This window comes from Pseudoalteromonas ruthenica, from assembly GCF_008808095.1.
In the GTDB taxonomy this organism is placed as follows: Bacteria; Pseudomonadota; Gammaproteobacteria; order Enterobacterales; family Alteromonadaceae; genus Pseudoalteromonas; species Pseudoalteromonas ruthenica.
In genome coordinates this window covers 2216454-2230041 of record NZ_CP023396.1, presented here as the reverse complement: position 1 = coordinate 2230041, position 13588 = coordinate 2216454, and the positions used below count along the sequence as shown (strand labels likewise).

Sequence of the window (13588 nt, the reverse complement as noted above, 5' to 3'; positions counted from 1 at the left end):
TTTGGTAACGAGCTGAGGGAGTGATTTTTTTGTTCGTTTTATGAACACAGGCCCGTGAAAGCTTACTCTGCGGGGTGTTGATGATGCGTAAAAAGTGTAAAAAAGTCGCGCAGGGACAATTGTCCGCTGCGCAAATAGTGTCAGCTGTGGTTACTTTTTAACCCCGCTGATGCGCACCCAATCCCCTTCTTGTTCGATAGGGGCGAGGCTTACTTGCTGGTCATAATGACTGGCTACCGATTGCGCTTGCTCAGCCAGCACTCCGGATAGCGCGATGTCACCGCCGGATTTTAGCAAGCTGAGAATCACTTCATTAAGTTCACGCAAGGGCTGGGCAAGAATATTAGCAACCACCACATCAGCTTCAAGATGAGGTTGGTTTTGTGGCAAATACACCTCTAGCTGTTCAGCAACACCATTACGTGCGGCGTTGTCTTGACTGGCATCGAGGGCTTGCTGGTCGATATCTATACCGATAACGCGGGCAGCACCTAACTTGATGGCCGCAATACCCAAAATACCGGAACCACAGCCAAAATCGACCACAGTTTTGCCGCTTAAATCGAGGCCTTCTAACCACTTTAAGCACAGCGCGGTAGTAGCATGGGTGCCGGTGCCAAAGGCCAGACCCGGGTCGAGCATAACATTAACCGCACTAGGGTCTGGCACATCGAGCCAGCTTGGGCAAATCCACAAACGCTCGCCAAAGCGGATAGGGTGGAAGTTTTTCATCCACTCTCGTTCCCAATCTTTGTCTTCAAGTTGCTCAATTTTATAATGAAATTGCTCTTTCAGCTCAGGCTGTACTTTTAGGTAGTCAACCACGGCTTGCATATCGTGGTTGGCCTCAAACAGGCCAATCACTGTGGTTTCTGCCCAGTATTTTACTTCCCCGGGCTGGGGTTCAAAAATAGGCGTGTCTTTAGTGTCCATGAAGGTCACCGATGGACAACCGATGTCCATAAGGTGATCACTAATGGCATCAGCCGTTGACTCGGTGGCACGAATGCGGATTTGGATCCAAGCCATTGTAAATCCTCGTTAAAAAAGGCCGCTAAAAAGCGGCCTTGATGTAGTGTGTAAGACGCGGCTTATTTGCTGGCGTCTAAGAAACTCTTCAGCAGGTCAGAGCGCGATGGATGGCGTAACTTACGCAGTGCCTTCGCTTCGATTTGACGGATACGCTCTCGAGTAACGTCAAACTGCTTACCCACTTCCTCTAGGGTGTGGTCGGTATTCATGTCGATACCAAAACGCATACGTAGTACTTTTGCTTCGCGGGCTGTCAGGCCTGCCAGTACTTCGTGAGTCGCGCCTTTAAGGCTTTCCATGGTCGCTGAATCGATTGGCGAGTCAATGGTGGTATCCTCAATGAAATCACCTAAGTGCGAATCTTCATCGTCACCGATAGGCGTCTCCATTGAAATCGGCTCTTTAGCGATTTTTAATACCTTACGAATCTTATCTTCAGGCATTAGCATGCGCTCAGCCAGTTCTTCAGGGTTTGGCTCGCGGCCCATTTCCTGAAGCATCTGACGCGAGATACGATTGAGCTTATTAATGGTCTCAATCATATGTACCGGAATACGAATAGTACGCGCTTGGTCAGCAATCGAGCGAGTGATTGCCTGACGGATCCACCAAGTTGCATAAGTTGAGAACTTATAACCACGGCGATATTCAAATTTGTCGACCGCTTTCATCAAGCCGATGTTACCTTCTTGGATCAGATCCAAGAACTGCAGACCTCGGTTGGTGTATTTCTTGGCAATTGAAATAACCAGACGTAAGTTTGCCTCAACCATCTCTTTTTTCGCACGGCGAGCTTTCGCCTCACCAATGCTCATACGACGGTTGATGTCTTTAATACGCTCAATGGATAAACCGGTGCTTTGCTCAATCTGTTTTAGCTTATTGATGCAACGTTCAATTTCCGGTTTTAGCTCGCTTAATTTCGCTGAGTAGCTCTCGCCTTTAGCGATTTCGGCATCTAGCCAAGAGGCATCTGTTTCGTTATTAGCAAAATGCTTAACGAACGTTTTCTTTGGCATTTTAGCAACTTGTACCGCTTGCTTCATGATGATGCGTTCTTGCACACGCACTTTATCCATCATTGCACGCATGTTGTTAACCATGCGATCAAATTGCTTCGGTACTAGTTTGAAGGTACGAAATAGCTCGCCGATCTCGATAATCGCGGCTTTAGCATCGGGATGCGAACGGCCTTTTTGCTCGAAAATCTCGCGTGCGCCAGTGTACAAGGCACGAAGCTTTTCAAAGTGCTCGCGCGCTTCTTCCGGATCTGGACCGTTATCGGTTTCTTCTTCATCATCGTCATCGCTGTCAGCATCATCGTCTTCGTCATCGAGCTCTTCTTCGCTCAATTCAGAACCAATGTGTGTGGCAGAGATTTGTGTTTCGTCCTCGTTGGGATCGAAAAAGCCAGTGATGATGTCGCTCAAGCGAATTTCTTCGGCTTCGAACATGTCCCACTGTTCAAGTAGGTGCGAGATAGCCTCTGGATATTCAGCAACAGAAATCTGTACTTGGTTGATACCTTCCTCAATACGCTTGGCGATATCAATTTCGCCCTCACGAGTAAGTAGCTCAACCGTCCCCATTTCACGCATATACATGCGCACAGGGTCCGTAGTACGACCGATCTCTTTTTCTACCGTTGCCAGGGCTGCAGCCGCAGCCTCTGCTGCGTCCTCATCCGTGGTCGTTTCAGCCATCATTAATTCATCGGCATCAGGGGCAGACTCGCTGACCTTAATACCCATGTCATTAATCATGCTGATAATGTCTTCGACCTGATCCGAGTCAATGATGTCTTGTGGAAGGTGATCGTTCACTTCCGCGAATGTAAGATAACCTTGCTCTTTACCTTTCTGAATCAGAAGTTTTAGTTGTGACTGAGGAGTTGGATCCATAGAGATTTGCTCTTCCACCCTGATAAGTTGATACAACAGGCGTCAGCTTAAGAACCTAAGCTGGGAGCCCCAAGCCGGTTTGACGCAGTGAATTGCGTATTATAACAGACCGAGTTTTTTCTGGCTAGCTTTCGAGCACTTCACTGCCTTTTAGTGCTTGCGTTAGTAGCGCGTATTCACGTCGTTCTTCAAAGCTTAAACCTTGCGTCTTGTCCTTTATTAATAAGGTCTCGAGGCGATGATTTAAACACTGATCTTCAATGAATTTGACCGTTTGTTGGAAATGAGGTTCCAAAACCTCGTCGTTTATTTGGTGTGGCCACGCCGCAAGCTTAGTAAGCGCACCGTATTCAGGGCGTTCACGGTAACTTTCTAACAACTGTGCGGTAGTAATTTGTGGGTTGTCTAAACATTGTTTTTGAATGGCTAAAAACAATTCCAAACCCGGTAAACCTAAACTGGCAAGCTCTGGCATGTACTCAACCGTAGGTGCCAATTGCGGGTGTTGCACCATAAGCGCAATGGCGGTGCGCATGGGTGTCATTTTAAATTGGCTCTCAACCCGTTTTTGTTGTTTTGGGGTTTTGAGCTTGGCATTGAGTTGTTCCCGAGTGCGGCCAATAAACCGTGCTAAACGTTCTAATAGGCTTTCTTGGTAAAACTCACTGGGAATTTTTTCAATCAGTGGTAAGGCTTCACTTAGTAACTTGGCTTTGCCTGCATCCTGAGTAAGATCTATATGTTCGCTCAAACGAGCAAAAAACACCTCGATAAAATCTTTGGCGTCACCCAAGCGTTGTTCAAAGGCCGCTTTGCCCTCTTGCTGTACCAATGAATCTGGGTCTTCGCCGTCCGGCAAAAACACGAACTTCAGAGCTTTGCCGTCCTTTAAATAGGGCAGGGCGTTTTCAAGCGCTCGCCAAGCCGCGTCGCGACCCGCGCGGTCGCCATCATAACAACAAATAACTTTGTCGGTAGCCCGCAGCAGTAATTGCATGTGTTCGGCGGTGGTCGCAGTGCCCAAGGCGGCAACGGCATATTTAATATCATGCTCAGCCAAGGCCACCACATCCATATAGCCTTCAACAATGAGTAACTGCTCAAGCTTTTTGTGCGCTTGCTTAGCCTCATAAAAACCGTACAGCTCAAAACCTTTATGGAATACCCGGGTCTCAGGTGAGTTTAGGTATTTAGGGCCGTTATCATCGCTGCCCATAATACGTCCGCCAAAAGCAATGACCCGACCGCGACGGTCGCGGATAGGGAACATCAGTCGGTCACGGAAGAAATCAAAGGTGCGGCCATTGTCTTTTTGGGTGGCCAGTTTAAGCTCGATCAACTGCTGCTTTTGCTTGGGGTTTTTCCCTAGAGTCTGGCACAAGGCTTCCCACTCACTCGGGGCATAGCCAATTTGATAGTCTTTAACCGTTTGGCCGCTGAGGCCTCGCCCTTTAAGGTAATCAATCACCAACTGTGAATTAGCATGATGGCGCAACTGCTGCTGATAATACCGTGCTGCTTGTTCCATCAATTCATAGTCTGAGCGCTTTTGTTCTTGACTGACAGGGGGGCGCTCGGAATTATTATGGCCTTGCTCTCTTGGCACTTCGAGGTGCAATAAACTGGCGAGCTCCTCGATAGCATCAACAAAGTCGAGTTTATCGTATTCCATGACAAAGCTGATGGCGTTGCCATTGGCGCCACAACCAAAGCAGTGATAAAACTGTTTGTCTTGAGAGACGGTAAACGACGGTGTTTTTTCGTTATGGAAAGGGCAACAGGCTTGGTAGTCTTTGCCTGCTTTTTTAAGATTAACGCGCGCGTCTATTAACTCTACAATATCGGTGCGAGCTAAAAGATCATCAATAAATTGCCGTGGGATCTTGCCTGCCATTGCTAACACCTAATTGGGAATAGAGAATCTCAGTAGTATATCAATCGCCACGAAGAAATGGAGCTGCCACAGTGACTTTATTTTTCAATTGTGCACAAACGAAGAAACCGAGCACGAGGCTCGGTTTGCTTGAATTTGCTTTCGCAATCTAGGCGCTGAGTCGCTGTTTAATAAGGCCTGATAATTTGCCCATATCGGCACGGCCTTCAGCTTGACTCTTAATTACGCCCATCACTTTACCCATGTCTTGCATGCCTTGGGCACCGGTGTCGGCGATGGCGTTATCAATCAGTTGATTGATCTCATCCTCGTTCAGTGGCTTTGGAAGAAACTCCTCTAAAACCGCAATTTCGGCAGCTTCCACATCAGCGAGATCGTCACGACCGGCGTCTTTATACTGAGTATAAGAATCACGGCGTTGCTTAACGAGCTTAACGATAACCGAGGTAATCGCGGCTTCGTCTAAGGTAATGCGCTCGTCGATCTCACGCTGTTTAATGGCTGCTAATACTGAACGCACAGCACCAAGGCGCATTTTGTCCTTGGCACGCATCGCGTCTTTTTGTGCATCTTTTAAGGTAACTAAAAGACTCATGACATCAAGACCGGAAAGCGATTAGTATAAACGAACGCGACGTGCGTTTTCGCGAGAAAGCTTTTTCATGTGACGCTTAACAGCAGCCGCTTTTTTACGCTTACGCGCAGCGGTTGGCTTTTCATAGTGCTCGCGACGACGAACTTCTGAAAGGATACCTGCTTTTTCACATGAACGCTTGAAGCGGCGTAGAGCTACGTCAAACGGCTCGTTTTCTCTTACTTTAACTACTGGCATTAAAAATTCACCTACCTAACTAAATGAGCTTCACTCATCTGATCAAATTATGATCAAGTGGTTCAAAAATGGTGCGGCATTGTAATCCGACTTACCCCCGTGTGTAAAGAATAAATATCACAATACTGGTAAAATTGCAGCAACCAAGTAGAATATGCGGCCTTATCCATGCCACCTAAGCCCATGTAGGAGACTCACATTGCGCATTTTGGGAATAGAATCTTCCTGTGACGAGACCGGGATTGCTATTTATGACGATGAACAAGGTTTGCTTGCGCATCAATTATATAGCCAAGTGAAAATGCATGCCGATTATGGCGGCGTGGTGCCTGAATTAGCATCGCGCGATCATGTGCGTAAGACATTGCCTTTAATTGAAGCTGCGTTTGCCGAAGCAAAATGTGGCCCTGAGGATTTAGATGGTGTGGCCTATACCGCAGGTCCAGGCCTTGTAGGGGCTTTATTAGTAGGCTCATCCATTGCACGCTCCTTAGCCTATGGGTGGCAGCTCCCTACTGTGGCGGTTCACCATATGGAAGGACATTTGCTGGCACCGATGTTGGAAGAGCGAGTCCCAGAGTTTCCTTTTGTGGCTCTGTTGGTATCCGGAGGGCATACGCTGTTGGTGAAGGTTAGCAATATCGGTGAATACCAAGTACTTGGTGAATCGGTGGATGATGCTGCCGGTGAAGCCTTCGATAAAACCGCAAAGTTACTTGGGTTAGATTATCCTGGCGGACCCTTATTGGCGAAGTTGGCAGAGCAAGGCACGCCGGGGCGCTTTAAGTTCCCCCGACCAATGACCGACAGACCTGGCTTGGATTTTAGCTTTAGCGGGTTGAAGACCTCTGCGGCAAATACCATTCGTAATGAAGGGGACGACTCACAAACGAAGGCTGATATTGCCCATGCTTTTCAAACAGCGGTGATCGACACCTTGGCGATTAAGTGTAAGCGAGCACTTAAGCAAACCGGTATAAAACGTTTGGTGATCGCCGGTGGAGTCAGTGCCAATACTTATTTACGTGAACAGTTGGCGAAGGTAATGCAAGGCATGCAAGGTGAGGTGTACTATCCGCGCCCAGCTTTTTGTACAGATAATGGTGCGATGATCGCCTACGCCGGCATGCAGCGCCTAAAAGCAGGGCAAACTGGCGATGTGAGCACGCAAGTTATGCCGCGCTGGCCAATAGATAGTTTACCGAGCATTGCTTAAGGGTCGTGTGCGCATGTTCAATCCATGCGCGCAGCCTAAGATGAGGCATTGTTAATTCATTCTTTTGTACCAGTATAAGTGCCGCTTATGCTGGTAATGTCGTAAAAAATTCACCTAACTTTCTTAAATTTGACCAAAGCTGCAAGACTTTCTAAGGTGATTGCTATAAAGTGAGCGCAATTAAATTGAACTGCTTTAAGCAACCCGTCACCGCCTTAAAGCCAATGCATTTAGGTATGTCATGAGTGATAAGCGTTTTGCCGTCGCATCAGAGCAGAGCTTGATGCGCGTCTTTACGGTGCCAGAGGCACCGGACTCAACGCTCAGTAAAATAGAAGCCGAGATTTCTAGTAATCTAGCTGGCTTTTTAAATGAGAACATTGCTGCGGTTGAAAAACCGCTGCATGAAATCGAGCGCGACTTCGAATCAGCTCAGGTTCCCGAAGAGCCGATGTTTGTCAGTGCCCATGCTCAGGACATCATGGAAAAGCTGGTCGCGCATTCCGTGCATACCGCTGCCCCGAGCTTTATTGGTCATATGACCTCGGCGTTACCTCATTTTGTGCTGCCACTGTCCAAACTCATGGTGGGTCTTAACCAAAACCTGGTAAAGATCGAAACCTCCAAAGCTTTTACCCCATTAGAGCGCCAAGTGGTCGGCATGCTGCATCATATGGCGTATGGTCGCGAGCAAAAGTTTTACGACAAGTGGATGCATAGCGCCAAAACCTCGCTCGGTGCGTTTTGCTCCGGGGGCACGGTGGCGAACATTACCGCCTTGTGGATAGCGCGCAACTGCTTGCTTAAGGCCGAAGGTGATTTTAAAGGCATTGGCGCCCAAGGATTGGTGTCGGCGATGTTTCACTACGGCTACAAAGGTTTGGCGGTATTGGTTTCCGAGCGAGGCCATTATTCCCTTGGCAAGGCCGCCGATGTGCTCGGTATTGGCCGCGATAACTTTATCGCGATTCCTACCGATGAAGATAATAAAGTCGATGTTGCGGCGATGCGCAAAGAAGCGCGTGCCCTCGAAGCCCAAGGTATTAAAGTAATGGCCTTGGTGGGAGTCGCAGGGACCACCGAAACCGGCAATATCGACCCGTTGAATGACATGGCTGATCTGGCCGAGGAGCTAGGCTGTCACTTCCATGTCGATGCGGCTTGGGGTGGAGCCACCTTGTTATCGAATAATCACCGTCATCTGCTCAGTGGCATCGAGCGTGCAGACTCCATCACCATTGATGCGCACAAACAAATGTATGTGCCTATGGGCGCGGGAATCGTGTTATTTAAAGACCCCAGCGCGACCGACGCCATAGAGCACCACGCTGAATATATACTGCGTAAAGGTTCAAAAGATTTAGGCAGTCATACTTTAGAGGGTAGCCGCCCGGGAATGGCGATGTTGGTGCATGCCTGCTTACGTATAATCGGTCGTAAAGGCTATGAGATGCTGATCGATAAAAGCTTAGAGAAAGCGCGCTTTTTCGCTGATTTAATTAAATCGGAAGCGGATTTTGAACTGATCTCCGAGCCTGAACTGTGCTTATTAACCTACCGTTATGTGCCAGAGAAAATAAAGGCACGGTTGCAGCAGGCGGATGAGCAAACCAAGCTGGATATTTACGCCGCATTGAATCGTTTCACCGCTAGCATGCAAAAGCGCCAGCGTGAGGCGGGGCGTTCATTTGTATCGCGTACCCGGTTGACTCCGGCTGCCTACGGCTATCAGCCTACGGTGGTATTTCGTGTGGTATTGGCGAACCCACTCACATCGAAAGCGATACTTAAGGACATTCTGGCAGAGCAGCGCGAATTAGCCGCCTCAGATCCGATGTATAAAAAGTACTTGTCTAAGTACCTTTAAGCCTGCCTTAAACTACAAGTCCTGACAGAAGGTGAGTAAGTCGCGAATGAGTGGCTTACGCACCGTATCATGCTCACACAAAAGCTCATGCTTAGCCCCTTGGTAGGTTTTTAATACAGCTTGGCGTTGACCATGGATAAAGTCGTTATAAGGACTTGGGTCAACCACGGTATCGCATTGTGCTGCAGCGACAAATAACGGCACAGGACATTGGCAGGTCCGTAGCTTCTTGATAGCGGCAAAAGCGGCGTTAAGCCAGGCGTAAGTCACCCCCCCCAATTGCATATCGCTGTGCTGCTCATATAACTGGCGAAAGCGCGTATACCGGGCTTCACTGTGGGTCAGTTCATTTTCTGCAAAGGGGATATTACGATAAGGGCCGTGTCCAGGGACATAACGCCCGCCTTGACCGACTAAGGTCATTAGCCATGCCCATAAGCGTGCTTGCCAAGCTTTGATATTACCGGTATCCAGTTGCAGCATCGGGGCGCTTAAAAACGCGCCGCTGAACGAATGGCGGTGGTGACAAAGATAATCTAAGGCGATTGCTCCCCCCATGGAGTGGCCAAGGAGTATTTTTTTCCCTTGCCAGTGGCGTTCAACCACCTCGTTTACGAATTGCGCAAGGTCTCGGCTGTAATCATCAAAGTGCCCTACATACCCTTTGTGGCTATCTTCAAGATGGCGATAAGAGCGCCCTTGACCTTGATGGTCAACAATAAACACGGCAATGTTATTACGCGCAAATTCCCACAGCAGCTCTTGGTATTTCTGTGCCGCTTCAATGCGCCCTGAGCTGATCACTAACGCAAAGTCAGCTTGGTAGGGTAAATGGTAGGCGTAAAATAACTTACCTTGGCGTGTGTCCACAAAGCCCTTATGCATATCTTGCTGCCAAAATTGCGCGATGGCGTCATCATTTTTATGCAGTAGTGCTTCGCTGGAGTAGAACATTCAGTATCAGGTCGTAGGGAGTTTTATGGTCGCTACTAAACCACCTTGAGGGTTATTTTGCAATACAAGTTCCCCATTGTGGGCCGCTATGGCCTTGTTGGCAATCGCTAAGCCTAAACCGGTGCCGCCACTATCGCGGCTGCGCGCAGAGCCAACGCGGTAAAAGGGTTCTTTGAGGTGAGCAAGCTCATGCTCAGCAACGCCAGGACCATCGTCGCTAATAGACAGTAGCATTATCGTGTCTATCCACTGCAAGCTCACTTCAATATGCTGATTGGCATATTTGATTGCGTTACGCAGTAAGTTATCGCAGGCACTGGCTACCACTTGGGGGTCAATGTTGAGGAAATGGCTATCACTGAGCTCAGCAAGACAGAGCTGCTTATGTTCAGAGTCGGCCTCGAACTTGGCGTCGGCAAATACCGGAGCCAGTAACTCACGCACACTGATGCGCTGGCGCACAATACTTTGTTGACGATTTTCTAGCCGTGAGAGCATCAAAATACGGGCAATAAGAGTATCAAGCTGCTTGGCTTCTTTTTCTATGCGCTGCAGTTGTAGTAAGGTTACGCTATCGGCACTGTCTTGGGCTAATGCACAGGCGAGCGAGAGTCGCGTTAATGGCGAACGTAGCTCATGAGAAATATCACCCAACAACGAACGTTGACTATTCACAAGGGTTTCTAGACGCGCCGCCATGGCATTGAACTCGTCGGTGAGAACGCCAAGCTCATCATGGCGCACGTTACTCGGCGCACGACTTTGTAAATTACCTGCGGCGATGTCTTTCGCGGCGCTTCGTAGCGCATTGACCGGTGTGATCAAGGTACGGGTAAACAGCAAACTCAACAACAAAGAGGCACCCAAAGCCACAACTACTTTAAGCCAAGTAGGCATGAGTTTGAGCCGCAATAACCAAGGTAGCTTGCGCCCGGGGCGCAGCTCATACAGCTGATATTGCCCGTCCGGTAGGGTGATCAGCAAAGGGCCTAATGCTTGAAAGTGCTCGTGGAAAATCATTTGTGGAGCCATGCTCTGGCGAAAATTAAGTTCATTGAGGCCAATGTCGTGGGGTGGGGTGAAGTTCTGTAGCGCTTTATCTTGGTCAACAGAATACAGATAAAGCTGCTTTCTTTTGGCAAAGCGGCCATGGTTGATGAGCTGCTCAGCGCTGATATCGTGTTTATTAGCACTGCGCTCAATGGCATGCCCTAAGCGCTTTAAGTAGTGCGCATCGCCACCGCGTAAAGGTTCATAAGATAGTTCACTGAAGCTCATTGAGCTTAGCCCGGCAAGCAACGCGAAGGTCGCGGCTAGGGTGAGCCAAAACCACAAGAATATTTTCACATAAAGTTTGCTAAACAGTGGCCGCATTTACGCATCTCCCACCAAGACGTAACCGGCACCGCGTAGCGTGCGAATACGCTCGGCCTCAATGTGTTCGGCTATTTTCTTGCGCAAGTTACTGACATGCATGTCAATAGAGCGGTCGTATGGCGCTAAGCGGCGGCCCAATACTTGTTCACTTATTTGCTCTTTACTGATCACGGTGCCCGGTTGTTGTAGTAATAAGTGCAAAATAGCAAACTCAGTGCCGGTGAGTGCTAAAGGCTGTGTATTGGCGCTGACGCTGCGGCTATGCATACACATATCCAGACCAGCAAACTGTAAGTCCTGACGAGGCTTAGTGGCATTGATATGCTCGATGCGTCGAGTAATGGCCTTGACGCGGGCGAGCAGCTCTCGGTGGTTGAAAGGCTTGGGGATATAGTCATCGGCACCGAGCTCTAGGCCAAAAATACGATCAAAATCATCGCCTTTGGCGGTCAGCATGATGACTGGCATCAGCGATTGAGCTCTGAGCCTTTTTAAGACCTCGAAGCCATCTAACTCTGGCAGCATGACATCCAGTAATAACAGGTCAAAATTGCCAGTTTCGGCAAGCTCCAAGCCTGTTTTTCCATCATGCGCACAGGTCACTTGGAAATGCTGGCTCTGTAGGTATTCGCTGAGCATTTGCGCCAGTTCAGTATCATCGTCGGTTAGTAAAATATGCATGTCATTCCCAATACGTATACAGCGACAACGCTATACTACCTTATCCCTTGCCAGCAGTGTGAATCCTTTACATAACCTTTACACAGCCCTGACAGTGCTTTGCGTTGACGGCGCTATGCTAGGCACTGTGAATTGTTTTCAATCAGGACAAACAAGGAGTCCACAATGAAACTAGGTAAGAGTATTAGCGCGACGTTGTTTTCTTTAGCCTTGGCATCCAGCGCCGTGTTTGCTGGTCAAGGCGGTCACCACAACCATGGTGAGCGTGGTATGTTTAACAAACGTATGGCCAATTATTTACAGCTTAGCGAGCAGCAACAGAGCCAAATCGACGCTATTTTAGATGCGCAAAAGCAACTGCAGCCGCAGCGAGGCCAGCGTGGTGACATGAAACAGCAGCTAAATGCCTTAACGCACACCAATGCGAGCTTCGATGAGCAGGCTGCGCGAGCGTTAATCCAAGAGCAGCAAGCTAAACAGCTTGAACGTAAGATTGCACGGTTACACACCCAGCATCAAATATGGAACTTACTCACCGAGCAGCAGCAACAAAAGTTGCAGGAACTCAAGGAAAAGCGCCAGTCGCGCGGCCATCATAAGCGTGGTCATTAAAATTTTATGTCAGTGCACGTAAACGGCCCATTGGGTCGTTTTTTGTGCGGACATTTTCAGTGACTTGCGTTTAAGTGCTAGTAAGCGATAGCAAATTTTGCTATCAATAATAACGTTGAGCTATGACTCGATAGCTTACTAAAATGTAAATGCTTAAAGTTGATCAGGTATCTCGTGGTTTTCTCTCTCCCCTGGGCCACGGAAATAACCATTATCGATGCTGTATTAGGGTAGGGCCCAAGTTTACGGAGCGAACACAATACAGAGGCTTCGCGTATTAAAGGACTAAGTTGTTGGAAAAACAGAAGTGGTACAAAAATCCAGAAATGCTCATTGCGCTGACCGCGCTTTTTATTGGCTTAATTACGGCCTTTATCTCTATTTATTCTGCGTACATAGATCGCGCCTACGCGAAAGCTTCTGTGTGGCCAAAAGTAGAGGTTTTCAGAAGCAAAGGAAAGGATCGCTTTAGTTATGGCGTGGCGAATAGAGGCACGGGCCCGGCCATTATTAAGTATGTAAAAGTCAGTATCGGTAAGCGGTATTTGCAGCAGTGGTCGGATTTACCTGAGTTCAACTCCATTTACCAATCCCATATCAGTTCAATCACGCTTCCTGCAGGCGAAATGATAAAGCCCTTGGTATACAAAGGGGAGGCTGTAGAAAATATCTTAAAGATAGATAAACGCCTCGAAATTGAGCTGTGTTACTGCTCAATTTATGACGACTGTTGGGTGGTGAGTCGCTCGCTTCAAGCCCGTCCTGTAGAGCAGTGTGAGGTAAACTCTAAGCAGGCTTTTTTACAATAACGACTGATGTGTGAAAGTAGTGGAATAAGGGACTTCAGTGCACGGCACCGTTGCAGGTGTCTATCTGAGTATTGCGGTGTGTTTCGTGGTAGCTGAGTATCATCACTAGGTGTGTGCGATAGGCAAAAAAATACGCGGCCGTTGAGGGCCGCGCTGACGGAATAATTTCCAGCTTCCTGCCGGGATTGGAGCAAGTCCAATGTTCCTTTACTCACCGTAGTGAGCGCTACAAATCGCTTTGTAGGTTCATCCTTGTCCACTTCCTGTATAAACCTGTGATACACATCCAAGTCAGTCGCATGTGGTTAGCATTATGACTGCTATGATTGTTTAGCTCATCCTGTACTTCCTGTGATATGTACATCCTGCACATAATCCTCAGTGGAGCTATCACTGACAAATCCTTCGCTGTC

12 protein-coding genes are annotated in these 13588 nt (G+C 48.3%); 4 read left to right on the top strand and 8 right to left on the bottom strand.

Going from position 1 to position 13588, the window contains the following annotated elements; genetic code table 11:
- Positions 1–150 precede the first annotated feature (150 nt).
- The 5 genes from prmA to rpsU all read right to left on the bottom strand — a co-directional run bounded on the left by prmA (position 151) and on the right by rpsU (position 5659).
- The gene (prmA, locus tag PRUTH_RS10405) at positions 151–1029 is read right to left on the bottom strand and encodes a 50S ribosomal protein L11 methyltransferase (RefSeq protein WP_022945342.1); all 879 of its coding nucleotides are present in this window, start codon (positions 1027–1029) and stop codon (positions 151–153) included.
- Positions 1030–1091: 62 nt separating this feature from the next.
- Positions 1092–2933, bottom strand: coding sequence for an RNA polymerase sigma factor RpoD (gene rpoD, locus PRUTH_RS10400; RefSeq protein ID WP_022945343.1), 1842 nt, complete (start codon positions 2931–2933; stop codon positions 1092–1094).
- Between the two features lie 124 nt (positions 2934–3057).
- Complete coding sequence (gene dnaG, locus PRUTH_RS10395; RefSeq protein ID WP_045980569.1) at positions 3058–4827, bottom strand: DNA primase; 1770 nt, start codon at positions 4825–4827, stop codon at positions 3058–3060.
- Positions 4828–4975: 148 nt separating this feature from the next.
- On the bottom strand, positions 4976–5422 hold the full coding sequence (locus tag PRUTH_RS10390; RefSeq protein WP_022945345.1) for a GatB/YqeY domain-containing protein: 447 nt from the start codon (positions 5420–5422) through the stop codon (positions 4976–4978).
- Positions 5423–5443: 21 nt separating this feature from the next.
- On the bottom strand, positions 5444–5659 hold the full coding sequence (rpsU, locus tag PRUTH_RS10385) for a 30S ribosomal protein S21 (RefSeq protein WP_022945346.1): 216 nt from the start codon (positions 5657–5659) through the stop codon (positions 5444–5446).
- A 199-nt stretch (positions 5660–5858) separates the two neighbouring features.
- On the opposite strand from rpsU, the gene tsaD reads away from it, so the two are divergent.
- Complete coding sequence (gene tsaD / locus PRUTH_RS10380) at positions 5859–6875, top strand: tRNA (adenosine(37)-N6)-threonylcarbamoyltransferase complex transferase subunit TsaD (RefSeq protein WP_022945347.1); 1017 nt, start codon at positions 5859–5861, stop codon at positions 6873–6875.
- Between the two features lie 241 nt (positions 6876–7116).
- The gene (gene panP, locus PRUTH_RS10375; protein WP_022945348.1) at positions 7117–8742 is read left to right on the top strand and encodes a pyridoxal-dependent aspartate 1-decarboxylase PanP; all 1626 of its coding nucleotides are present in this window, start codon (positions 7117–7119) and stop codon (positions 8740–8742) included.
- Between the two features lie 12 nt (positions 8743–8754).
- On the opposite strand, the gene PRUTH_RS10370 is transcribed toward panP, so the two are convergent.
- From PRUTH_RS10370 to PRUTH_RS10360, 3 genes are read right to left on the bottom strand one after another with little or no spacing between them, the layout of a single operon-like run.
- Complete coding sequence (locus PRUTH_RS10370; protein WP_045980570.1) at positions 8755–9696, bottom strand: alpha/beta fold hydrolase; 942 nt, start codon at positions 9694–9696, stop codon at positions 8755–8757.
- 6 nt (positions 9697–9702) lie between these two features.
- Positions 9703–11070, bottom strand: a complete 1368-nt coding sequence (locus tag PRUTH_RS10365) for an ATP-binding protein (RefSeq protein WP_045980571.1) — start codon at positions 11068–11070, stop codon at positions 9703–9705.
- Positions 11071–11754 (bottom strand): response regulator transcription factor, encoded by a 684-nt coding sequence (locus PRUTH_RS10360; protein ID WP_045980572.1) that lies wholly within the window; start codon positions 11752–11754, stop codon positions 11071–11073.
- Positions 11755–11919: 165 nt separating this feature from the next.
- Here PRUTH_RS10360 and PRUTH_RS10355 point away from each other — a divergent pair, with 165 nt between their 5' ends.
- Together PRUTH_RS10355 and PRUTH_RS10350 are read left to right on the top strand one after the other, a co-directional pair.
- Entirely contained in the window at positions 11920–12366 is a 447-nt protein-coding gene (locus tag PRUTH_RS10355; protein ID WP_151173224.1) for a Spy/CpxP family protein refolding chaperone, read from the top strand.
- A 293-nt stretch (positions 12367–12659) separates the two neighbouring features.
- Positions 12660–13175, top strand: coding sequence for a hypothetical protein (locus PRUTH_RS10350; protein ID WP_151173223.1), 516 nt, complete (start codon positions 12660–12662; stop codon positions 13173–13175).
- The last annotated feature ends 413 nt before the right edge of the window (positions 13176–13588 follow it).